Consider the following 22,795-nt stretch of genomic DNA (forward strand, 5'->3'; position numbering starts at 1 on the left):
TTAAAAATTTCTGTTTGTAATCACCCAATTCTCTATGTATTCTACAATACTTGCCATCGGTGTTCCTGGCGGGAAAAGTTCGCCAACGCCTATTTCTTGCAGTTTTTTCATATCTCCTTCGGGAATAATTCCTCCACCTGTTAACAAAACATCTGTTAGTTGTTTTTCTTTCATGATGGCGACAATTTTTGGAAAAACCGTCATGTGTGCCCCCGAAAGAATAGAAATTCCAATTGCATCAACATCTTCTTGCAGCGCTGTATTTACCACCATTTCTGGCGTTTGGCGTAGACCAGTATAAATTACTTCCATCCCTGCATCTCGTAGTGAGGTTGCAATTACTTTTGCGCCACGATCGTGCCCATCTAAACCCACTTTTGCCACTAAAACCCTAATTGGTCTATTCAATGTTTTGTTCATATTTGATACTAAAGTAGGATGTAAATGTAAATAAATTAGCCGTTTTATTAATCAAATCCTTAAAAACGACCTTAAAATACCCTTAATCTTCTTAACTTTGGCGTCTATAATTTATAATTTTTATGAGTGAAGAAAAATCATTGAACTTTATTGAAGAGCTAATAGAGAATGATTTAAGTAGTGGAAAAACGAAAACTTTGGTTACACGTTTTCCGCCAGAGCCTAACGGATACCTACATATTGGCCATGCAAAAGCCATTTGCCTTAATTTTGGTTTAACCCAAAAATATGGTGGTTATACCAATTTGCGTTTTGATGATACTAATCCGGTTACGGAGAAAACAGAATATGTAAATAGCCAGCAAGAGGATATTCATTGGTTGGGTTTTGAGTGGAAAAACGAATTATATGCGTCAGATTATTTTGATCAATTACATGGTTTTGCCATAAAACTGATTGAAAAAGGCTTGGCTTATGTAGATGAAAGCACAGCTGAAGAAATTGCAGAACAAAAAGGAACACCAACAGAACCAGGCAAAGAAAGTGCCTATAGAAATCGTAGCGTAGCTGAAAATTTAGCTTTGTTTGCGAGCATGAAAAACGGTGAATTTGAAGATGGTGCTTGCATATTACGTGCTAAAATTGATTTAGCAAGTTCTAATATGTTAATGCGTGATCCTATTATTTATCGCATTAAACATGCCCATCACCATAGAACTGGAAATACTTGGTGCATTTACCCAATGTATGATTTTGCACATGGACAAAGTGATAGTATTGAAAATATCACCCACTCTATTTGTACGTTAGAATATGTTTCGCATCGTGAATTATACGATTGGTTTATCGAAAAACTAGAAATTTTTCCTTCTAAACAATATGAATTTGCTCGTTTAAATCTTACGTATACGGTAATGAGTAAACGCAAATTAATGCAATTGGTAAACGATAATTTAGTTAGCGGATGGGATGACCCTCGAATGCCTACCATTAGTGGTTTGCGTAGAAGAGGTTATACGCCAGAAAGTATTAAAGAATTTTGTGAACGCATCGGCATTGCCAAAAGAGAAAACTTAATTGAATTGGGGTTGTTAGAATTTTGCATCCGCGAAGATTTGAATAAAAGTGCAAATCGTGTAATGGGCGTTTTAGATCCGATTAAATTAGTAATTACCAATTATCCGGCAGGAAAAGAAGAAATTTTAATTGGCGAAAATAACCCAGAAGTTGAAGATAAAGGTGGAACGCGTGAAATTCCTTTTAGTAATGAATTGTGGATTGAGCGTGAAGATTTTATGGAAGAACCTGCTAAAAAATGGTTCCGATTAGCGCTTGGTGCAACTGTAAGATTAAAACATGCTTACATTGTAAAATGCGAAGATTTTAAGAAAGATGAAAACGGCAATGTAACCGAAATTCAGTGTTCTTATATTCCAGAATCGAAAAGTGGAGAAGATACAAGTGGAATTAATGTAAAAGGAACTATCCATTGGGTGAGTGCAAAACATGCGCAAACTGCAGAAGTTCGTTTATATGATCGTTTATTCACGGTGGAATCGCCAGATAGCGAAGAAGGTGATTTTAAAGATTACTTAAATCCGGAAAGTATGGATGTGATTAAACAAGCTTACATTGAGCCTTATTTAGCAAATGCAGAAGAAGGTATAGGTTATCAATTTATCCGTAAAGGCTATTTCTGTGTAGATAAAGATTCTAAACCTGGTCAATTAATTTTTAACAGAACAGTTTCGCTAAAAGAAGCTTGGAAACCTAAAGTGTAATTGGCTTAAAACAGTAAGCCGCAGATGCGCAGATTTTAAATTAATCTGCGCATCTGCGGCTTTTCTTTTGACTTAAACTTACATGTACTTTTTATACAAATTGTATAAAATCAATTTATCTGGTTCGGTTAATTTTGGTGTAATATCTGTACCAACAAAATGACGTTTAAAAGCGGTAATTGCTGCAGGTAAATTTCTTACGTCATATCCAATAATTCTTAGCGCAATTGTAGTATCAAAATCTGCTGGCGGTAGTTGCAAAACATCATCGTACCAATATCCAAATCCTTTTTTAGCTAATGTTTTCCAAGGAAAATTATTAGGATCGGGTTTACGAGTTGGTGCAATGTCTGCGTGACCAATAAAATTAGCAGTAGGAATACTGTATTTCTTTTTTAATGTTGCTAATAACGAACAAAGGCTATTAATTTGAGCATCTGTCCACACATCGGTTGTGCCGTTATTATCCATTTCTATCCCGATAGAGGAAGAATTTAAATCAGTATCATTTCCCCAACGCCCAACACCGGCATGTTGCGCTCTCAAATAATCATTTACCATATGATACACTTTCCCGTCTCTGCCAACCACATAATGTGCGCTAACAGCAGTTCTGGCAATGGTAAAAGTTTTTAAAGTTTGTGCAGTAGAATCTTGAGCAGTATGATGTATAATTACAAAATTAGGTTTACGAATACCCATGTTTACGGTACCCACAAAATATTGCTCATTGTTTAACGAATCAATAGTTTGACCTTCGGGCGGAGTGGCTTTAATTATTTTAGAAAAGCCTTTTGCCATATTTTTGTACACTTTATCTGTAGCAGCATATTTACTCGTGCTACAATTGGTTAACAACAATACGCAAGAAAGTAGTACAGCGCTTTTTAATGTTATTTTGTTTACTAACATGATTTATATTTAGGAATAAGAAGTTGAGCATGCAATATATTAAAATTATACATGCTTATATTTTTTGCTAATTTAGTACATTGAAATAAAAGGAAAAACAATTTCGTAACCAAATGAAGAACATTAATAAAATCGGCGCTTTATTTATCGGATTTTCAATTACTGCGAGCCTATTTGCATGTAATAATTCTGAACAATCTACTGATAAAAAAGACAGTACAACTAAAGATTCGTTACAAGAATACGTAGCACAACGTTTACCAATTTATGAGAAAGTACGATTAACTACCAATCTTAATCAACTTACTGTAAGTGAACGAAAGGTATTACCATTATTGATAGAAGCTGCAAAAATTATGGATGATTTGTTTTGGAAACAAGCATATCCACAACGTGATAGCCTTAAAAACTCAATTAAGGATGAAAAAACTAAGCAGTTTATAGATATTAATTATGGTCCATGGGATAGATTAAATGGTGACAAACCTTTTGTAACTGGCATAGGTCCAAAATCAGAAACTGGAACTTTTTATCCTGCTGGGATGACCAAAGAAGCGCTAGAAAAATCTGATGTAAAAGATAAATATGGTTTGTATTCTGTGATTAGAACTGAGAAAGGCAAATTGATTTCTGTTCCATACCATGTTGTTTATGCAACTGAATTACAAAAAGCAAGTAGTTTGCTTAAACAAGCAGCTTTGTTAGCTGATGATGCTGGCTTAAAAAAATACTTAAATCTTAGAGCCGATGCTTTGGTTACTGATGATTATTCTGCCAGCGATTATGCTTGGTTAGATATGAAAACCAATGGTTTGGATATTATTATTGGCCCGATAGAAAATTACGAGGATAAGCTATTTAATGCTCGTGCATCTTTCGAATCGTATGTTTTAGTGAAGGATAAAGTTTGGAGTAAACGTTTGGCCAAATATGTATCAATGTTGCCAGAATTACAAAAAGGTTTACCTGTTGATGCAAAGTATAAAAAAGAAGTGCCAGGAACTGATTCGGAGTTAAATGCTTATGATGTAGTGTATTATGCTGGAGATTGCAATGCAGGATCAAAAACCATTGCTGTAAACTTACCAAATGATGAAGCCATTCAGCAGAAAAAAGGAACGCGTCGTTCGCAGTTGAAAAATGCAATGCAGGCTAAATTTGATAAAATATTAGTGCCGATATCAAAAGAATTGATTGACAAAGACCAACAACAATATATTAAGTTTGATGCTTTTTTCGCCAATGTAATGTTTCATGAAGTTGCACATGGTTTAGGCATAAAAAATACAATTACAGGCAAAGGAACTATCCGCTCTGCGTTAAAAGAACAATACTCTTGGCTAGAAGAAGGCAAGGCCGATATTTTAGGTTTGTATATGGTAACTGGCTTACTTAAAAAAGGAGAATTAACTGGCGATATAAAAGATTATTACACCACTTTTATGGCTGGCATTTTACGTTCGGTACGCTTTGGTGCATCTGAAGCACATGGAAAAGCAAACATGCAATGTTTCAATTTCTTTAAAGAAAAAGGTGCTTTTGAAAGAACGGCAAATGGAACATATCGTGTAGATTTCGACAAATTTGCTGCTGCAATGAATGATTTGAGCAATTTCATTATTACTTTACAAGGTAATGGCGATAAAGTTGCGGTAGAAAAAGCACAAAAAGCAAAAGGAATTATTCAGCCAGAATTACAAGCAGATTTAGATCGTTTAAGCAAAAAGGGTATTCCAGTTGACATTGTTTTTGAACAAGGGGTTGATGTTTTAGGAATGAAATAATGATTTTACATTTTGAAGGCGTTACTTTTTAATTTCTATGGTAACGCCTTCAGGAATGTACTTAAATGCGGTATCGATATCATTATTTTGAAGTGCGATGCATCCTGCTGTCCAATCTTTTGCATTAATTCTAGTTTTTGGAGTTCCGTGAATTGATATTCCAAATCCAGGATCTATACCTTTACTCTTTGCTAATGCCTTTTCTTCCGCATTCGGATAGGAAACCCAAATACTTTTGTAAAATTTATCAGGTCGTGCATATTTCATATCCAAGTGATAGATTCCTTCAGGAGTTTTTCCGTCTTTATTTGCACTCTTTTGGCCAATGGGAGTAAAACCTAAATCAATCTTTAACGTTTTAACAATTAACCCCTTTCTTTTAAGTAACATTAAACGTTTACTTTTTAACACCAATACATAATCAGCCTGTGCTAGGGTTTCGGCAATTGCATTTAATTTAACTTTCCAACTACTAATGGTATCTACTTCTCTAAAAGCAATATACCTTGCTGATTTTGCAGTTGCATGCACATCTTTATCCAAAGAATCCTTTGCACCATCTGTAAAACGATGCAATTTCCATAAACCCCTATCATGATAAATCATTGCATTATGCTCGAAAACAGGTTTAATATATTGATGAAAATGTAATGGTGTGCCATGAATATCAAAAACAATAACACTAGTATCTATATTTTCTGGAAGATGCTTAAAAAGGCTATCATTCCATTTTATTCCAGTACTATGCTTTCTTTTACTAGACTTATAATTGATAGGAGGTTCTCTCAATTGTTGCCATAAACAAAAACAAACTACAATTATTACCAAAATGGATAAACTTAGATATCTCATGCCAGAATTTCTTAATGTGAATATAACTAAATAAATAGTTATTAAAGAACTTATTTTCGGTGCTTGAAAAATTTGAGCTAAAAGGTTGTGTTTTTGGCCTACAAGTAATTGCTTTAAAAAAAGAATAAATTTCTTGTAACCTTTTTTGTGTTCCTCTCGTCTATAAGATACAAACTAACAGAAAAGGCTTCCGGTCTTTTAAACTAAACTTAAAATTTTTGGAAATGAAAAAATTTGCGTGTGAGCGCTGTGAAATTTTTATGCCCTATTTTTTAAACCAAACAAACACAAAATGAGAACTATTTACTTTTTATTATTTGCACTATTAACAGGAAACATCGCCCTTCCGAATACAAAGCAAGGAACCATAAACGGCGTTGTTTTAGACGAACAAAGCAAGCCGATTGATTATGTAACTATTGGCCTTTTTAAAACATCCGATTCATCTTTGGTTAAAACTGCTTTAACAACTGCTGATGGAAAATTTGAATTTGCAAACATCAATACTGGATCTTATTTCGTGAAAGCTAATATGATGGGCTACGGTATTTACAAAGGAAAAACTTTTCAATTAACAGATGCCAATTTAGTTTTAAGCTTAGAAGAAATTCGTTTAAAAACGAATAGCAAAACACTAAATACAGTAAGCATAACCGTTATTAAACCACTTATTGAGCGTAAAACCGATAAATTGGTGATGAATGTAGAAAATAGTAGTATCGCCATTGGCTCATCTGCGTTAGAAGTTTTACAAAAAGCACCAGGCGTAACGGTTGATCAAAACGATAACATTTCTATGCAAGGAAAACAAGGTGTGTTGATTTTATTAGATGGCAAACAAACCTATATGAGCAGTGCTGATGTTGCTAATCTTTTAAGAAATATGCAAAGTTCTGAGCTGGAAACGATTGAACTAATTACCAATCCTTCTTCAAAATATGATGCTTCTGGAAATTCTGGTATCATCAACATTAAAACTAAAAAGAATAAAAATGGTGGTACAAACGGTAGTGTAAATGCAACTGCTGGTTATGGTAAAAACTTTAGAGGTAATGCTGGTATCAACCTGAACAATAGAACCAATCATGTAAACATTTTTGGTAATTACAATTATGGACTAAATGGTCGCGATAATTTTATTAGCATAGATCGCATTAGTAATGGAAGTCCAGATACTTATTTTATGCAAGATGGAAATAGCTTTAGGAAGAGATATAATAACAATTTTAAAGCGGGTATTGATTATTTTATAGATAAAAAAAACACCATCGGTTTATTGGTGAATGGTTATTTAAATAACGGTACCGAAACAAACAATAGCAATACTTTAATTGGCCCTTCTTTTCAGCAAAGAGACTCATCGTTGGTATCTGATAATATCATACGCAATAAGTATAACAACCTTGCCTATAACCTTAATTACAAGTCGATATTAGATACTGCTGGACAAGAAATTTCTGCCGATTTAGATTATTCGAGATATAATGGTAATGATAACGCAACCTATAACAATAGTTTTTTCTATGCTAACGGAACGCCAATTCGTCCAACCAATTACATTAGAAATGCTACGCCTACCAAAATAGATATCAAGGCTTTTAAGATAGATTATACCGTTGCATTAAGCAAAAGTATAAAGTTAGAAGCGGGTGTAAAAAGTAGCTGGGTAAAAACAGATAATGATTTAAGAGCCGAAGAATACAAAAATAATGTTTGGCAAAATGATGTTCGTCGTAGTAATCAATTTGTGTACGACGAAAATGTAAATGCTGCCTACACTAATTTCAATAAACAGTTTAAAAATACAAGTGTACAATTAGGTTTAAGAGTAGAGCAAACGAATTCTACTGGTAATTTAATTACAAATAATACGGTTGTTAAAAGAAGTTATTGGGATTTCTTTCCGACAGCTTTTATACAACAAACACTTTCAAAAAATAATCAAATCGGATTTTCTTACAGCCGCAGAATTGACAGACCAAGTTATGATGCGTTAAATCCATTCGTTTATTATTTAGATCAATACACATACAGTAAAGGTAATCCGTTTTTGAACCCACAATACACACACAATTTTGAGGTTTCTTACACTTTTATGCAAAAATACTTGCTGTCGATAAATTATAGCCGAGTAAATGATGTGATAACAGAGGTAATTTTACCAGATCCAGCTCAAAAAGCATTGTACCAAACTAATGCCAATATTGCTAAAAACATCAGCTATGGTTTTAACTTAAATATCCCTGTAAAAATTGCTAAATGGTGGGAAACCAATAACAACTTAAACGTATTTAATTTGAGTTTTGAAGCGCCAAACTTGGCAGGAAAAGTTTTAAAAACAGGAAAAACATCTTTCCAATTTAAAACGCAACATACGTTTATTATTGTAAGTGGTTTAACTGGAGAATTAAGCGGAAATTACGAATCGCCATTGGATTATGGTACGTTGAGCATTCAATCTCGTTATTTTGTTGATATGGGATTAAGTAAATCTCTATTCAATAAAAAAGCCAGTTTAAAATTAGCATTAAGTGATGTTTTTAATACGATGGATACAGAATTAACAAGTGCTTATCCAGGCTTGAAATATGATTTATATCAGAAAAACGAAAGCCAAATTGGAAGAATTAGTTTCACTTATCGTTTTGGTAAAAATGAAATTAAACCAGCTCGTAGACGTTCAACTGGAACAGAAGATGAGCAAGGCAGAATGAAGAATTAAGGTTATACTCGTCATTCCCAACTTGATTGGGAATCCTAAAGCATTTCAGATTTTTTGCGCATTACGATTCCCGTTTTCACGGGAATGACGAGTAACTATTTTCCAATATAATTATGTACAATTTCTTCTAGTGTTTGAATATCAAAAGGTTTAGATAAATAACTATCAGCACCAGCTTTTTCTGCTAATGCACTTACATCATTATTGGCCGAAAAATAAATTACTGGAATATGTTTCAAATCTGGATGCCTTTTTAGTTCTTGCGTAGCTTCAATACCACCAACATCTGGCAGCCAATTATCCATAAAAATTAAATCTGGCATATATGCTGATACCTGATCTACGATATGATTTGAGGTAGCTGAAGTTTTAATTTCATAACCAGCATCTTCTAAAATTAAAGAACATAATTCTAAAATATCTGCATTATCATCAAAAATAAAAACCTTTTTATTCATCTTTTGAGCGTTTTAACCTAATAAATTTATATAATCTGCAATCTCTTCTATTTTTAAAACTCGATCTACATTAGCCCTTAAAATTGCTTGTGCTGGCATGTATTCTACTTGCGCCGTAACCGGATCTTGTACCGCTGTTTCTCCACCATAATTCTTCACTGTAATCAACCCGTTTACACCATCCGCATTAGAACCAGAAAGCAATAAACAAACTAGATCATCACTATAAATTTCTGCTGCCGACTGAAAAGTTACATCAATTGAGGGGCGTGAGTAGTTTACTTTTTCTGAATAATCTAATGAAAAAGTTAAATCCTTTTCAATCAATAAATGATAATCTGAAGGTACAACATAAATAGTTCCAGACAATATGTTTTCTTTTTCCTCAATTTCTTTAACTATCAATGCTGTTTTAGAAGATAAAAGACCTGACAATAATGAGTCTGTACCTTGTTTACGATGTAAGACAATAATAATTGGGAACGGAATATCGATACGGAGAGCTGGCAGCACTTTAAAAAGCACATCCAAACTTCCAGCAGAGCCGCCAATAATTAATGCCTTACAGGTTTTCATCGCTTAATTTTCTCCAAATTTTTTCTGTCTCTAATCTTTTGTAACGTTTGCTAATAGGCGAAAAGTCGGTTGTTTCTTTTGTCCCGAGCGCTAAATAACCTAAATTCTCTAAGCTGTTGTCAAAAAGTTGCAGCACTTTAAATTGCAAATCTCTATCAAAATAAATCAAAACATTACGGCATAATATCAATTGAAATTCATTAAATGAATGATCTGAAACCAAGTTATGGGTAGAGAAAATCATTTTAGTTTTTAACTCATTATCAAATTTAGCTAAAGAATAATTTGCACTGTAGTACGATGAAAAGTCTTTTGTTCCGCCAGATGCGATATAATTCTCAGAATATTGTTTCATTTGGCTGAGTGGGAACATTCCTTGGGCTGCTTTTTCTAATACTGTAGGATTAATATCTGTAGCATAAATTAGTGATTTATGGAGCAAATTCAATTCTTTTAACACAATTGCCATAGAATAAACTTCTTCTCCAGTAGAACAACCCGCCAACCATATTCTAATAAAAGGATAAGTTCCTAATTTTGGCAAAACCTTTTCTCTTAATGCTTTATAAAACGCAGGATCACGAAACATTTCGGTAACGTTTACCGTAATTTGCTCTACAAAACGTTTAAAATAAGTGCTATCGTTACCAATTTTATATCTGAATTCTGCAAAACTAACCTGCTTATCTAAACCAAATAGTCTAAGTAATCTTCTTTTTAAAGATGCCCTTGAATAACCCGTAAAATCATAGCCGTATTGTTCTAAAACATCAGTAATTAAAACTTCTACTTGCTCGTCATTTATGGCAGCTGAATATGGCACTAGATATAATTTTTTAATTGAAGAACCAATTCATCTACATTAACAGGTTTAGAAATATAACCTACTGCACCAGCATTTATACAACGCTCTCTATCGCCAACCATTGCTTGTGCAGTAACCGCAATTACTGGCACAGCTTTCATTTCTGGGTGGTTTTTCATTTCCGAAATCGCCTGATAACCATCCATATCTGGCATCATCATATCCATTAAAACAACGGCTACTTCTTTATCATCTGCAAGAATATCAAACCCATGTTGTGCACTACTTGCAGATAAACAATTGAATTTTTTAGCTTTCAAAACTGCTTTTAATGCAAATATATTCCTGCTATCGTCGTCTATTATTAACACCTTCTTTGCTTTAACTTCCATAAATTTTTAAAACAGTATTTTAAACTTTATCATACAACCAAACCCTTAATAAAGAAACTAACTGATCTATATCAACAGGTTTAGAGATATAATCTGATGCTCCCGCAGCAATGCATTTTTCTCTATCTCCCATCATTGCTTTTGCAGTAACAGCTAAAATGGGCAATTGTTTGTAAGCTTGCATTGTTCTTATCTCTTTTGTGGTTTGATAACCATCTAATTCTGGCATCATCATGTCCATTAAAACCACATCAACTTTAGGATTTTCTCCTAAAACTTTTAATGCCTCCTTACCATCCGTAGCGGGCAAAACTTTCATTTTATGTTGTTCTAAAGCTTTGGTTAAAGAGAAAATATTACGCACATCATCATCAGCAATTAATACTACTTTATCTTTTAGCACATCGTTTAAACCACCTAAATTATTTCTAACACCAGTTTTACTTTGCTTGCCTTTTTCTTCTACCAGATGTAAAAACAAACCTGCTTCATCTAAAATACGTTGGTAAGAGTGAGCAGTTTTTACCACAATAGAATCGGCATATTGCTTAATACGACTTTCTTCTCCTTTGGATAAATTTTTGCCAGTAAAAATAATAATTGGGAGATTTTCTAAGCCTTCACTTTTCTTAATCGTTTCCAACGTTTCATATGCCCCTTTATCAGGTACTCCCATATCTAGAATTACACAATCTATCTCCTTTTTTTGAAGTGCTTCAATGCTTTCTTTTACATTACCAGCAACTAGATTGTGAATATTAGATGTGCCTAAAAAATAACTCAATGCCTTTGCATGTTGCTCATTTTCTTCAACAATTAATACCTTTTTTGGAAACCTACTTAACGCATCTTCAAGCTTTTCGAAAATTTGTTTCATGTGCTCCAATGCCACGGGTTTATCAATAAAATCTACTGCTCCTTTTAGTAAACTTTCTTTTTTCACCGAAAGTGAGGACATGATATGAACTGGAATTGGTCGTGTAGTCGGATTTGCTTTTAACTCTTCCATCACCTGCCAACCATCTTTTATGGGAAGCTGAATATCTAATAAAATAGCTAAAGGATTGTATTGATTAGCTAATTCTATACCCACATCTCCACGAACTGCAACGATACCTTTATAATTTCTTTTTCGTGTAAAATCTAATAGTGTTTTAGCAAAAGCAGTATCGTCTTCAATAATTAAAATTACTTTATCATCTGATTGGATACTGGCTCGATCATCTTCTACATCGCCTGGAATATGTTCAACCGTAAATCGTTCTGCTGGTGGCGGAACAAGCTCAGCATAATTGCTATGATAAGTTTCCTTATTGGATAATTGTTCTTCTAAAAATGCTTCTTTCTCGGTAAAATTTATGGGGATTGTTAACGTAAACTCGCTACCTACATTTTCTTCACTTTTCAATTTGATATCTCCGCCCAATAATTTCGCCAACTCTCTGCTTATTGATAAGCCTAAACCTGTTCCTCCAAACTTACGTCGTGTAGAACCGTCTGCTTGTTGGAAAGCCTCAAAAATCATATTTATTTTGTTTTTGGCAATGCCGATGCCAGAATCCTTAACTTTAAAAATTAAGGTTTTATGGTTTAAATCCGTCGATAACAAGAGGCTTACTTTTCCTGCTGGCGTAAATTTAAACGCATTTGACAACAGGTTTTTTAAGATTTGTTCTAACCTCATTTTATCTGTACTCATTTGTGTTGGCACATTTTTGTCAACCACAACCTCCAATTCTAAGTGTTTATCTTTAGCAATCGGGCTAAATAAAGAGTTCATATCCGTTGTCACTTCCTCTATTGTAACCTCTTCTATTTCTAGACTCATTTTGCCTGCTTCAATTTTAGAAAGATCTAAAATTTCATCAATTAGATTTAGCAAGCCCTGACCAGAACTTTGAATTACTGATGCGTATTCGGTGTATTCTTTATCCAATTCTTCATTATCTGCCATTAATCTAGACAGCAATAAAATTGAATTTAAAGGTGTTCTTAACTCATGCGACATATTAGCCAAAAACTCCGATTTATAGCGAGTACTTTGCTCTAATTGTTCTGCTTTTTGCTGAATATCAATATTTCGTTCCTGAATAAGTTGGTTTTTTTCTTCGAGCAAACTCGTTCTTTCTTCCAACTCTTGATTACTTTGTAACAACTCTTCTTGCTGTACACGAAGTTCTTCTTCAGAAGCTTGAATTTTTTGTGTTTGTGCTTCAAGTTCAGCATTCAACCCTTCTAATTCGCTATGTTGTGCTTGTAATTCTTCTGCTTGAGCTTGTGTTTCTTCTAAAAATTCTTGCAGTTTTTTTCTGTTCTGTGCTACATGAATTGCAACACCAATAGTACCAGAAATAGCATTTAAAAAATCTATTTTTCTTTTTGGGTATATGTTTAACGTCGCTAACTCAATCACACCAACCATAATTCCATCTCTATGCAATGGAAATGCAACTACATTTTTTGGTTTTGTTTGTCCCGTAGCATAGCTGATGGTAGTTTCGTCTTCTGGTATTTTATCCAATAAAATAAGCTTCTCAGATTTTAAACATTGACCAACTAAACCTTCTCCTATTGCTATTTTATTACTTTTTTCGTTTGCTGATAATGCATATCCACCAGTTAAGTATAAATTTTTATCCTCTTCTAAAATATAAAGTGCAGCTACATGGCTTTTTGTATGTTCAACAATATGACTCAACATATCATTAGCTAAGGTTTTAATATCCTTTTCGCCAACCATTTGATCGTTAAGTTTAGCAATACCAGATTGCAACCATTCTTTATCTTCTAATAAACTAAAAGAATATTGTAACGACTCTGCCATTGCATTTAATGACACAGCCAAACTACCTAAGCCATCTTTCGTAGCATCATCCAATCTAACCTTATAATCACCACTAGATATTTGTCTGGCAATACCCTGAATTACTTGTATTCTTTTATCTGTTTCTTCATTTAAAGCTTGTAGTTGTTGTTGCAGTTTTGTACGTGTATCAAAATCAGAAGCTACCTTTCTGTAAAAGAAAATGGTAATTAGTAAAGAGAAAACTGAGGCCAAAATTATTAACAAAGGCGTATACCCAGAAAGGGTATTCATATCGGCTGTACGAACGTTAAGTAGCCTTTTCTCCTCGGTTTGCATATCCTTGATAATTTGCCTAAGCCTATCCATATAAGCTTTGCCATCTAATAAGTTTGCTAAAGGCACTGTTCCATTGTTCGCTTTAATAGCAATGGTTTTTTCAATAATTCCTAATCTAGCATCTAAAATTTCTTTTATTTCATATAGTTTTCTTTGCTGAAAAAGATTGTCTTTTGTTTCTGCATTTACTTTATTATAGAATGTGTTAACTTTTTCCTGAGCACCAATATAGGGATCTAAAAAAGTTTTGTTTCCCGTTAATAAATATCCTCTTTGCCCTGTTTCTGCATCTTTTAAGGTGGAGATAATATTATCCAAACCATTCATTACTTCGTTACTGTGCGCAACCAAATCTGAGGTTTTAATTAAATTTCTAATGCTTACATATGACGCTAATGAGCTTATAATCAAGACTAACAATGATAAACCCAAACCCAAGCGAAGGTTACTTTTTAGAGATAGTTTCATTTAAGGAGTAATTTTTAATCAATCTTCAGTTTTTAAATTTATAGGCATAAAGAAATAGAATTCTGAGCCTTCTTTATATACACTATTAACGCCCACACGTCCACCATGTCTTTTAATAATTTCAGAAGAAATATATAAGCCAATCCCTAACCCTTGAAAACGTTGTGAAGTTTCCTCTACACGGTAAAATTTGTCGAATACATGATCTAATTGCTCTGGCAGCATTCCTATTCCGCTATCCTTTACTGCTACATACAGTTCATCGTTTTCTACATTTACGGTTAATTGGATTTCACTAGTTCCGGGCGAATATTTTATTGCATTTGTTAAAAAATTAACAACCACTTGTTCAATACGCATTTCATCCCCATAAATCTCACTATTCGCCATCCCTTTTTTATGTATTTTAAATTCGGGATTGGATTGATTCATTACTTCAATTACATTATCTAAAAGGCAATCAATAGAGAAGTTTTGTTTATTGAATTTAAGTTTACCACTTTCAATTTTAGAAATATCTAACAAATCTGCAATTAGCGCATTCAGTTTTTCTAATTGTATTTGAGCTTTATCGAGATGTTTTTTTACGGTTTCAGTATCACCTTTGTTTACACTTCTTTCCAACAATTGCACGTAACCTTTTACACTAGTTAACGGCGTTTTTAATTCGTGGCTAGCAATGCTAATAAACTCATCCTTTTTTCGCTCTGCTTCTTTACGAAATTCGATTTCTTCGAGCAAAGATTTCTGCATTTCATTTAGCTTTCTATTTTGCTCATAAATGCGGTAGAATGTTTTTACTTTGAGGAGCAAAATATTCATATCAACTGGTTTAGTAATGTAATCTAAACCACCAGACGAGTATCCTTTTGCTATAAACTTAAATTCAGTATTTGCTGCAGACAAGAATATGATTGCAGTTTCCTTAGCCTTACTGTAGCCAGAAATAGCTTCCGCGACTTCAAAGCCATCCATACCTGGCATTTGAACATCAAGAATAATTAATACATAAGAGTTTTTTAAAACTTTTTTTAGTGCCTCTTCTCCAGACGAAGCTGTATCTACTTCAAAATCATGTTTTTCGAGAACCTTTTTTAAAGAAATTAGGTTTTCTGGCGTATCATCTACAATAAGAATCATTCAAAAAATAATTAAAACTTGGCTTATGCAATTATAGACGATTTTTTAATGCGTAAAACCACTATAAGCAATGAAAACAAAATTTTTACAGAATTGTTTGAGAGAGCTTAAAGAGATTTAAGAATAATGAGCTTTCTTAAAGCCTTGTGGCGTTGAAAGTATCTCCTTGGTTAATGTCTCCGGTTTCGAAACCTTTTTTAAACCAATACATTCGTTGAGCAGAAGTACCGTGAGTAAAAGCATCTGGAACTACTTCACCTTGCATTTGTTTTTGGAGTTTATCATCGCCTATGGCATTGGCTGCGTTTAAAGCTTCATCAATATCTCCAGCCTCCAATCTAAAATCTTTAAGGTTTTGAGCATGATGCGCCCAAAGACCAGCATAAAAATCGGCTTGTAGCTCTAATTTAACTGATAATTTATTGTATTCCACTTCACTCAATCTGCCACGAGCTTCTTCCATTTTAGCAGATACTCCTAATAAATTTTGTACATGGTGACCAACTTCATGAGCGATTACGTATGCTTGTGCAAAATCGCCAGCGGCTCCAAAACGGTTTTGTAACTCTGTATAAAAAGATAAATCGATGTAAACTTTATGATCGCCTGGGCAATAAAACGGCCCTACAGACGAACTTGCATTACCACAAGCAGACTGAACGCCTTCAGTAAATAATCTTAATGTTGGTCTTTCGTATTCTCCGCCCAATTCTTTAAACTGAGCAATCCAAACCGAATCTGTTGATTCTAAAATCCCCGCTACAAATTTACCTTGGGGGTCAGTTGGTGTACCTCTCTTAACTTCTCCTTGTTCAACCGCAGGCATTTGGCTAACTAATCCTGTTAAATCCTTACCAAATAATAGTCCAACAATAACGATTACAATTCCAACACCACCGCCTAAAGCAACGCGACCTCCGCCGCCACTACTGCCCCTACTATCCTCTACATTTTCACTACCTTTTCCGAACCACTGCATAATTTTTCGATTTATATTTTAAAGTTGGAGACAATTCTTATACCAATTTAAAAAATAATCCTTAGTTGAAAGCAACAATGCTTTTTTCTATTCTGCTTTGTGTTTCGGTTTTACCCAATAAGGTAGCAATATCAAAAACGCCAGGTCCAAATTTGCCACCTACCAGCATAATTCTGAATGGCAACATCAATTCCCCAGGTTTAAATCCTTTTGTTTCAGCTAATGCTTTAAATTGTTCTTCCCATTGCAAAGCAGTAGCACCATCTGTTAAGTTTTGGCCAAATCCTTGGAAAAATGCCGCTTTTTCAGGACTCCATTTTGGCTTAACTGCTGCTAAATCATATTCAACTGGCGAAGAAAAGAAGTAAGTACTTTGATCCACAAAATCGCCCAATAAATTACAGCGATCTTTAACTAAATCAATTACTTTTAATAGTAAATTCTCATCTTTTACTTGGATTCCTTTTTCAGCTAAGGCGCCTTGGACTAAAGACTGAAGACTGAGGGCTGACGACTGTTTTATCCATTCGTGATTGTACCATTTTGCTTTCTCGAAATCGAATTTTGCACCAGCTTTGCTAATGCGTTCTATCGAGAATAAATCAATCAGCTCTGCTAATGAGAATATTTCTTTATCAGTTCCATCATTCCAACCTAACATGGCTAAAAGATTAACAAAAGCTTCGGGCATAAAGCCTAATTCTTTAAAACCTTTAGTTATATCGCCTGTTTTTGGATCTGTCCAATTCATCGCATAAACTGGGAAACCTAATCTATCGCCATCACGTTTGCTTAGTTTTCCGTTACCATCTGGTTTTAAAATTAACGGTAAATGTGCCCATTGTGGCATTTCATCTTCCCATCCCAAATATTTCCATAATAAAATATGAATTGGTGCAGATGGCAACCATTCTTCACCTCTAAAAGCATGACTAATTTCCATTGCTTTATCATCTGCAACAACTGCTAAATGATACGTTGGCATACCATCAGCTTTTAGCAAAACTTTATCATCAACTAAATTCGTATCGAAACTTACCAGTCCTCTAATCATATCCACAAAAGAAACAGTTTCGTTTTCTGGAATTTTAATTCGCACTACGTAAGACGTATTTTCTGCTAATAATTTGTCTACTTCACCCTGCGATAATGTTAACGAATTACGCATCTCCATACGGCTTTTTTGTCCGTACAAAAAGTTAGGCTGATCATTTCTTTTAGCAGTTAATTCTTCAGTCGTATCGAAAGCATAATAAGCGTATCCGTTAGCAATTAACTGTTCTGCGTATTGTTTATAGCTCGCTTTACGTTCACTTTGGCGATAAGGGCCAAAAGCTCCTGGTTTTTGCGGACTTTCATCTGGCGTAATTCCACACCAATTTAAACAGTCTACAATGTACTCTTCTGCGCCAGCTACAAAACGAGTTTGATCTGTATCTTCTACACGTAAAACGAATGTTCCATTGTGTTTTTTAGCAAATAAATAGTTGAATAATGCGGTACGAACGCCGCCTAAGTGTAAGCCCCCAGTTGGGCTTGGTGCAAATCTAACTCTAACTTTTTGTTCCATAATCTAATACTGGGTGCAAAGATAGGTAATTCGTTCATTGGTTCATTCGTTCATTTGTCATTCGGTGTTCACCTCTCGAACTTTCAAACTCTTTGCCCTTTCCTTCTTATTTTGTAATTTGCCAGCACCGTTATGAACCCATATCAGAAAAAGCGCCGCTGGAAGATATTTTTACTTGTTTTTGCTATCGTTATTGGTGGTGCTTCTGTTTTTTATTCTGGTTTTTTTGTAAAAAAGATGGAACGAGAAGAAGCCGCTCAATTTCAACTTCGTGTTAAAGTTCTCGAAGCACAAATGAAAATGTACGATGACGAGCACTTAACGGGTGTTTTCGATCTGATTAAGAAAAACAATAAAATGGGCATTATCATCACTAAAAAAAATGACTCAATTTATCTTTACGATGGTTTAGATAGCACCAAAACATTTTTTAACGTTGATAAAAACCAAAAGCAACAATACGATTCTTTATATTATGTAAGGCAATTGGCCAAAATGAAGAAGCAACATTTACCTGCCAGAATGGTTGGTAGCGAAGGCGAACCCTTAATTGCCTATTACAAAGATTCTTTCATTTTAACCCAACTACGGTATTTTCCATACATACAACTTGGCGTAGTAGCCTTATTTGTTTTAGCCGCTTACGTAGCTTTTAGTCAGGCCCGAAAAGCTGAGCAAGATCAAGTTTGGGTTGGTATGGCTAAAGAAACAGCACATCAATTAGGTACGCCAATCTCATCACTTATGGCTTGGGTAGAACTCATAAAATCCAGATTTGATGCAGAGGATGATCCGTTAGTTGCAGAGATGGAAAACGATATTCATCGATTAGAAATTATAACCGATCGCTTTTCTAAAATTGGTTCTAAACCTATACTCGAAGATCACATTGTGTATATCGTTATTCAAAATTTTGTAGATTATTTTAAGATTAGGACCTCCGATAAAATCAATTTTATTATTACTGGAGATAATCAGGTAAGAGCTTTATTGAGTGTTCCATTATTTGATTGGGTGATTGAAAATCTATTGAAAAATGCAGCTAATGCGATAGAAAATGAAGGAACGATTACCATCAATATTATTGAAAACTTAGCCAAAGAAGAAGTATTCATAGATGTTAGCGATACAGGGAGAGGTATTCCTCGCTCTAAATTCGATACTGTTTTTCAGCCGGGTTATACTACGCGAAAACGGGGTTGGGGTTTAGGTTTATCATTAACTAAAAGGATGGTAGAGAATTACCACAAAGGGCAAATATTTGTAAAAGACTCTGAATTAGGCAAAGGCACAACCTTTAGAATTATATTAAAAAGCAGTATTACATATGAACCGACCACAAACACAGGAGTACCCAGAATGGGGTAACACGTACATTCGCCTTGTTGAAGGTGATGTGATTGAGATACTAACTAAACAAGCTACAGAATTTGCAGATTTCATAAATAGTTTAGTCGAAAAGGCTGATTATGCTTATGCTCCCGGCAAATGGACAATTAAAGAATTAGCTGGACATATTGTAGATACCGAACGCATTTTAGTTTTTAGATTATTAAGTTTTGCCAGAGGAGAAAAAGCGAAGTTACCGGGTTTCGAAGAAGATGATTACGTAGCTGCTGCGCATTTTAAAGATCGTAGTTTATTTAGTTTTTCTGAAGAATTCACATTGTTAAGAAAAGCGAATTTGTTTCTAATCAATTCTTTAAATGAAGATGAATTGAGCATTATTGGTAATGCAAATGGAAAAGATATGAGTGTAAGATCTTTAGTCTATGTACTTGCTGGTCATATTCTTCATCATACAAATGTGATTAAAGAACGTTATTTATGATTTGGTTTAGGGAATTTACGCCAGCAATGCTGAATGATAGACCAAAAAATCATATTGGTGCATTGTTAGGGATTGAGTTTACAGAAGTTGGCGAAGATTATGTGTGTGCAACAATGCCAGTTGACGAAAGAACTCACCAGCCTGCAGGCATTTTGCATGGTGGTGCATCTGTAGTTTTAGCTGAAACTTTAGGAAGTATTGCATCGTACATGTGTATTGATCCAGAAAAGCATATCGCCGTTGGTTTAGAAGTAAATGCCAATCATATTCGCCCTGTAAGTTCTGGACTAGTGAAAGGTATTTGTAAACCTTTACACATAGGTGGAAAAACCCAAATTTGGGAAATTAAAATGTATAACGATAAAGGGAAAATGAATTGTGTAAGTCGTTTAACCGTTGCTATTTTGCCGAAACCGCTTTAGTTGGAGAGTCGGAAAGACAGAAAGTCCGAAGATATAGAATCAGAAAGTCTGGGAGTTATTATAAACTTCCAGACTTTCTGACTCTCGGACTTTCCCAACTTTCGGACTAACTATGTTTATCTAACCAGTTTTTCTCAATGATGTAAGAGGTGATTAAGCCAAATCCGCCAAAGATACCTAGGCAACCAAAGTAAATTGCAACTGCTTGACCATTTTCTCCGTTAGTCATATCGCCACCGAATACTCCTCTTACAGTAAATAGTGCCACTAATAGGCCAACGCCTAAACCCACTAATAATAAACCGAATTTTAAACTTAAAAATGGTTGTGGGGTAGATTTGCGAACGCCCGGATCTATTCCGCGTTCAATCATTGCCATTTTTTCTTTGTTGTTAAAATATCTGATTCCGAATATCATTGCAAATGTGCAGATGAAAAACGTTATTGGTATAAATACTTCATTCATGATTTTATTTTTTTAAATTGTTAATTATTGATTTTGAATTCTTGTTTCTAAACGTGTTCTGAATACTATGACAACAGCAAAAAAGTTTAGGTTACACCCTAGAGGAAAAAAGATAAAAGAATAAAGATGAAAGACCATGATGGGTTAACTATAGAATTGGTTAATCGAATTACCTGCCATCTTGCTCGTCTTTCCCGTGAACACGGGAATCGTAATGCGTAAAAAAGCCTCCTATTGCATTAGGATTCCCAACCGAGTTGGGAATGACGAACGTAGAGGAAAACCTATTTTAATCTAAATACTATATACTAACAACTAAATACTTCTACATTAGTGTAACCTAGTTTTAAAACTCTGCGTCTTAGTTATATCTTATGCAGCCAAAAGAAACAGATTTAGAATTAATCACAGCAGTGCTAAATGGCAATACCGCTCAATATGCGGTATTAGTTAAAAGTCATCAGCGCTTTGTGTTTACGCTAGCTTTACGTTTCGCAAAAAACAGGGAAGATGCTGAAGAAGTTGCACAAGATGTTTTTGTTAAGGCCTATAGAGCATTGGGAACATTTAAACAAACCTCTAAATTTTCTACTTGGCTATATACAATAACGTATACTACCGCGATGACTTTTTTACGCAAGAAAAGATTGGATACTCAGTCTATAAATGATGATGAAAACGTTTTACAAATCGCAAACAATGGTACTGATTTTGATGCCAGTAATTCGGCGGAAAAGAAATCAAGCTATGCGTATTTAAACCAAGCAATTGATCTACTTTTGCCAGATGATGCAGCAATCATCACACTGTTTTATAAGGGCGAGCAAAGTTTAGAAGAAATTGGTGAGGCTTTAAGTATGGAACCAAATACGGTTAAGGTAAAACTGCACAGAGCAAGACAACGATTAAAAGATAAATTACAGTATTTGTTAAAAGATGAAGTTAAGGAATTGATATGAACACGATAGAAGAACAACTTTGGAACTACATCGACGGTAATTGTACTGCCGAAGAAAAAATTGAAATTGAAACTAAAATAGCTGTCAATATTCAATATCATAGCATTTATCAAGAGTTATTAGTCGTTCATAACGAGCTTAACAAGATAGATTTTGAAGAACCTTCTATGTCTTTTACACGCAATGTAATGGACAAGGTGAATTTAGAATTGAAGCCTGTTGCATTAAAAACGAAAATAGATAATCGCATTATTTATAGCATTGGCGGATTCTTTGCCTTATCTATGCTAAGCATATTTATTTACGCATTAGCAACAAGCAATCTAACTTTCGATTTCAAAATGCCAGCAATGAATTTTAATGTAGGAAAATATATTAATCCTACCACTATTCAACTATTCTTATTGGTTGATGTAGCCTTAGGTTTATTATACTTAGATAGCTTTTTAAGGAAAAGAAAAATTTCAGCACAAAAAAAGGGAGACTAAATCTCCCTTCATGTGTATTGTGCTAGCTAAACTATTTTTTGAAATGTATTGGCAAAGCTACTTGAGTAAAATCCCAAGCCATTACTAAATTTGCACCATCAGCTAATTCTGTAAATGTCATAGAGAAAGCTTCAATAGGTTTTTCTAGTTTAGTTATTGGAACTTCAACTCTAACCAAATCTTTGGTTTCATCGTAATTAAGGCCCCATCTACAAGTTTGCTTATTTACAATAATTGTCCATTTATCTTTACTCGGAATAGCATATAAACTATAGGTACCCGCTTTAATTTTTTTATCACCAATGGTTACTTTTCTATCAAAGTAAATCTCGGTGCTTTCATTTGCGCCTAAACGCCACACTTTATCAAATTGTTCTAAAACACCAAAAATTTCTCTTCCTTTTCTTTGCGGGCGAGAATACAAAACCTTGATAATAGGCATTGACTTATCTTCCTTTTTAACTTTTGAGGCATTAAGCGGATAATAAAGAACGTCCAATGGACTAGCATCCAAACCTGGGAATTTAATAACAGTCGGTGCATTTTGTGCGTTTACTGCAAGACTAAATAATGCCAAAACAAGGCATATGCTTAATTTCTTCATAGTAAATAAAGATTAAAAAGGGAT

Annotated in this window: 21 protein-coding genes; 8 read left to right on the forward strand and 13 right to left on the reverse strand. The window is 34.2% G+C overall.

Translation table 11 applies throughout. The features are described 5' to 3' along the window. Positions 1-420, reverse strand: coding sequence for a cobalamin B12-binding domain-containing protein (locus tag GM921_RS11790; protein ID WP_182922837.1), 420 nt, complete (start codon positions 418-420; stop codon positions 1-3). A 122-nt stretch (positions 421-542) separates the two neighbouring features. On the opposite strand from GM921_RS11790, the gene GM921_RS11795 reads away from it, so the two are divergent. After that, the gene (locus tag GM921_RS11795) at positions 543-2,201 is read left to right on the forward strand and encodes a glutamine--tRNA ligase/YqeY domain fusion protein (RefSeq protein WP_182922838.1); all 1,659 of its coding nucleotides are present in this window, start codon (positions 543-545) and stop codon (positions 2,199-2,201) included. Positions 2,202-2,279: 78 nt separating this feature from the next. Here GM921_RS11795 and GM921_RS11800 read toward each other — a convergent pair whose 3' ends face one another. Further along, positions 2,280-3,113, reverse strand: coding sequence for an N-acetylmuramoyl-L-alanine amidase (locus GM921_RS11800; RefSeq protein ID WP_182922839.1), 834 nt, complete (start codon positions 3,111-3,113; stop codon positions 2,280-2,282). Positions 3,114-3,226: 113 nt separating this feature from the next. Here GM921_RS11800 and GM921_RS11805 point away from each other — a divergent pair, with 113 nt between their 5' ends. Beyond that, the gene (locus tag GM921_RS11805; protein ID WP_182922840.1) at positions 3,227-4,897 is read left to right on the forward strand and encodes a dipeptidyl-peptidase 3 family protein; all 1,671 of its coding nucleotides are present in this window, start codon (positions 3,227-3,229) and stop codon (positions 4,895-4,897) included. Between the two features lie 21 nt (positions 4,898-4,918). Here GM921_RS11805 and GM921_RS11810 read toward each other — a convergent pair whose 3' ends face one another. Next, positions 4,919-5,749: a L,D-transpeptidase family protein gene (locus tag GM921_RS11810; RefSeq protein WP_182922841.1), complete on the reverse strand. Its 831-nt coding sequence runs from the start codon at positions 5,747-5,749 to the stop codon at positions 4,919-4,921. Positions 5,750-6,041: 292 nt separating this feature from the next. Here GM921_RS11810 and GM921_RS11815 point away from each other — a divergent pair, with 292 nt between their 5' ends. Beyond that, positions 6,042-8,471, forward strand: coding sequence for a TonB-dependent receptor domain-containing protein (locus tag GM921_RS11815; RefSeq protein ID WP_182922842.1), 2,430 nt, complete (start codon positions 6,042-6,044; stop codon positions 8,469-8,471). A 95-nt stretch (positions 8,472-8,566) separates the two neighbouring features. Here GM921_RS11815 and GM921_RS11820 read toward each other — a convergent pair whose 3' ends face one another. The 8 genes from GM921_RS11820 to gltX form a co-directional block, all read right to left on the reverse strand. Then, entirely contained in the window at positions 8,567-8,929 is a 363-nt protein-coding gene (locus tag GM921_RS11820; RefSeq protein WP_182922843.1) for a response regulator, read from the reverse strand. A gap of 12 nt (positions 8,930-8,941) precedes the next feature. Next, complete coding sequence (locus tag GM921_RS11825; protein ID WP_182922844.1) at positions 8,942-9,505, reverse strand: chemotaxis protein CheB; 564 nt, start codon at positions 9,503-9,505, stop codon at positions 8,942-8,944. After that, positions 9,492-10,328, reverse strand: coding sequence for a CheR family methyltransferase (locus GM921_RS11830; RefSeq protein ID WP_182922845.1), 837 nt, complete (start codon positions 10,326-10,328; stop codon positions 9,492-9,494). The genes GM921_RS11825 and GM921_RS11830 overlap by 14 nt, the downstream gene beginning before the upstream one ends. After that, on the reverse strand, positions 10,328-10,702 hold the full coding sequence (locus GM921_RS11835) for a response regulator (RefSeq protein ID WP_182922846.1): 375 nt from the start codon (positions 10,700-10,702) through the stop codon (positions 10,328-10,330). The genes GM921_RS11830 and GM921_RS11835 overlap by 1 nt, the downstream gene beginning before the upstream one ends. Before the next feature lie 19 nt (positions 10,703-10,721). After that, positions 10,722-14,312: a response regulator gene (locus GM921_RS11840; RefSeq protein ID WP_182922847.1), complete on the reverse strand. Its 3,591-nt coding sequence runs from the start codon at positions 14,310-14,312 to the stop codon at positions 10,722-10,724. Positions 14,313-14,330: 18 nt separating this feature from the next. Continuing rightward, positions 14,331-15,452: an ATP-binding response regulator gene (locus GM921_RS11845; RefSeq protein ID WP_182922848.1), complete on the reverse strand. Its 1,122-nt coding sequence runs from the start codon at positions 15,450-15,452 to the stop codon at positions 14,331-14,333. 136 nt (positions 15,453-15,588) lie between these two features. Further along, complete coding sequence (gene ypfJ, locus GM921_RS11850; protein WP_182922849.1) at positions 15,589-16,431, reverse strand: KPN_02809 family neutral zinc metallopeptidase; 843 nt, start codon at positions 16,429-16,431, stop codon at positions 15,589-15,591. Between the two features lie 61 nt (positions 16,432-16,492). Continuing rightward, positions 16,493-18,001, reverse strand: a complete 1,509-nt coding sequence (gene gltX, locus GM921_RS11855) for a glutamate--tRNA ligase (RefSeq protein ID WP_182922850.1) — start codon at positions 17,999-18,001, stop codon at positions 16,493-16,495. A 132-nt stretch (positions 18,002-18,133) separates the two neighbouring features. On the opposite strand from gltX, the gene GM921_RS11860 reads away from it, so the two are divergent. The 3 genes from GM921_RS11860 to GM921_RS11870 are packed head-to-tail and all read left to right on the forward strand — an operon-like array spanning position 18,134 to position 20,254. Beyond that, positions 18,134-19,369 (forward strand): sensor histidine kinase, encoded by a 1,236-nt coding sequence (locus tag GM921_RS11860; RefSeq protein ID WP_182922851.1) that lies wholly within the window; start codon positions 18,134-18,136, stop codon positions 19,367-19,369. Continuing rightward, the gene (locus GM921_RS11865) at positions 19,329-19,832 is read left to right on the forward strand and encodes a DinB family protein (protein WP_182922852.1); all 504 of its coding nucleotides are present in this window, start codon (positions 19,329-19,331) and stop codon (positions 19,830-19,832) included. The genes GM921_RS11860 and GM921_RS11865 overlap by 41 nt, the downstream gene beginning before the upstream one ends. Continuing rightward, the gene (locus GM921_RS11870; RefSeq protein WP_182922853.1) at positions 19,829-20,254 is read left to right on the forward strand and encodes a hotdog fold thioesterase; all 426 of its coding nucleotides are present in this window, start codon (positions 19,829-19,831) and stop codon (positions 20,252-20,254) included. Before GM921_RS11865 ends, GM921_RS11870 begins: the two co-directional genes overlap by 4 nt. 106 nt (positions 20,255-20,360) lie before the next feature. Here GM921_RS11870 and GM921_RS11875 read toward each other — a convergent pair whose 3' ends face one another. Further along, positions 20,361-20,720: a DUF6249 domain-containing protein gene (locus GM921_RS11875; RefSeq protein WP_182922854.1), complete on the reverse strand. Its 360-nt coding sequence runs from the start codon at positions 20,718-20,720 to the stop codon at positions 20,361-20,363. A gap of 374 nt (positions 20,721-21,094) precedes the next feature. On the opposite strand from GM921_RS11875, the gene GM921_RS11880 reads away from it, so the two are divergent. Together GM921_RS11880 and GM921_RS11885 are read left to right on the forward strand one after the other, a co-directional pair. Then, entirely contained in the window at positions 21,095-21,679 is a 585-nt protein-coding gene (locus tag GM921_RS11880; protein ID WP_182922855.1) for an RNA polymerase sigma factor, read from the forward strand. Beyond that, positions 21,676-22,167 carry a hypothetical protein gene (locus tag GM921_RS11885; RefSeq protein WP_182922856.1) on the forward strand — a complete coding sequence of 164 codons (492 nt, stop codon included), beginning with the start codon at positions 21,676-21,678 and terminating at the stop codon, positions 22,165-22,167. Before GM921_RS11880 ends, GM921_RS11885 begins: the two co-directional genes overlap by 4 nt. A 31-nt stretch (positions 22,168-22,198) precedes the next feature. Here GM921_RS11885 and GM921_RS11890 read toward each other — a convergent pair whose 3' ends face one another. Continuing rightward, entirely contained in the window at positions 22,199-22,771 is a 573-nt protein-coding gene (locus GM921_RS11890; protein WP_182922857.1) for a DUF2911 domain-containing protein, read from the reverse strand. Positions 22,772-22,795: the final 24 nt, after the last annotated feature.

Origin of the sequence: Pedobacter planticolens (assembly GCF_014172375.1) — a bacterium.
In the GTDB taxonomy this organism is placed as follows: domain Bacteria; phylum Bacteroidota; class Bacteroidia; order Sphingobacteriales; family Sphingobacteriaceae; genus Pedobacter; species Pedobacter planticolens.

Coding starts and splice junctions, on each gene's coding strand:
- GM921_RS11880 (WP_182922855.1), top strand. CDS start 21,095: ATGCAGCCAAAAGAAACAGATTTAGAATTAATCACAGCAGTGCTAAAT.
- ypfJ (WP_182922849.1), bottom strand. CDS start 16,431: ATGCAGTGGTTCGGAAAAGGTAGTGAAAATGTAGAGGATAGTAGGGGC.
- gltX (WP_182922850.1), bottom strand. CDS start 18,001: ATGGAACAAAAAGTTAGAGTTAGATTTGCACCAAGCCCAACTGGGGGC.
- GM921_RS11870 (WP_182922853.1), top strand. CDS start 19,829: ATGATTTGGTTTAGGGAATTTACGCCAGCAATGCTGAATGATAGACCA.
- GM921_RS11795 (WP_182922838.1), top strand. CDS start 543: ATGAGTGAAGAAAAATCATTGAACTTTATTGAAGAGCTAATAGAGAAT.
- GM921_RS11875 (WP_182922854.1), bottom strand. CDS start 20,720: ATGAATGAAGTATTTATACCAATAACGTTTTTCATCTGCACATTTGCA.
- GM921_RS11865 (WP_182922852.1), top strand. CDS start 19,329: ATGAACCGACCACAAACACAGGAGTACCCAGAATGGGGTAACACGTAC.
- GM921_RS11845 (WP_182922848.1), bottom strand. CDS start 15,452: ATGATTCTTATTGTAGATGATACGCCAGAAAACCTAATTTCTTTAAAA.
- GM921_RS11885 (WP_182922856.1), top strand. CDS start 21,676: ATGAACACGATAGAAGAACAACTTTGGAACTACATCGACGGTAATTGT.
- GM921_RS11860 (WP_182922851.1), top strand. CDS start 18,134: ATGAACCCATATCAGAAAAAGCGCCGCTGGAAGATATTTTTACTTGTT.
- GM921_RS11835 (WP_182922846.1), bottom strand. CDS start 10,702: ATGGAAGTTAAAGCAAAGAAGGTGTTAATAATAGACGACGATAGCAGG.
- GM921_RS11825 (WP_182922844.1), bottom strand. CDS start 9,505: ATGAAAACCTGTAAGGCATTAATTATTGGCGGCTCTGCTGGAAGTTTG.
- GM921_RS11805 (WP_182922840.1), top strand. CDS start 3,227: ATGAAGAACATTAATAAAATCGGCGCTTTATTTATCGGATTTTCAATT.
- GM921_RS11790 (WP_182922837.1), bottom strand. CDS start 420: ATGAACAAAACATTGAATAGACCAATTAGGGTTTTAGTGGCAAAAGTG.
- GM921_RS11815 (WP_182922842.1), top strand. CDS start 6,042: ATGAGAACTATTTACTTTTTATTATTTGCACTATTAACAGGAAACATC.
- GM921_RS11800 (WP_182922839.1), bottom strand. CDS start 3,113: ATGTTAGTAAACAAAATAACATTAAAAAGCGCTGTACTACTTTCTTGC.
- GM921_RS11840 (WP_182922847.1), bottom strand. CDS start 14,312: ATGAAACTATCTCTAAAAAGTAACCTTCGCTTGGGTTTGGGTTTATCA.
- GM921_RS11820 (WP_182922843.1), bottom strand. CDS start 8,929: ATGAATAAAAAGGTTTTTATTTTTGATGATAATGCAGATATTTTAGAA.
- GM921_RS11890 (WP_182922857.1), bottom strand. CDS start 22,771: ATGAAGAAATTAAGCATATGCCTTGTTTTGGCATTATTTAGTCTTGCA.
- GM921_RS11810 (WP_182922841.1), bottom strand. CDS start 5,749: ATGAGATATCTAAGTTTATCCATTTTGGTAATAATTGTAGTTTGTTTT.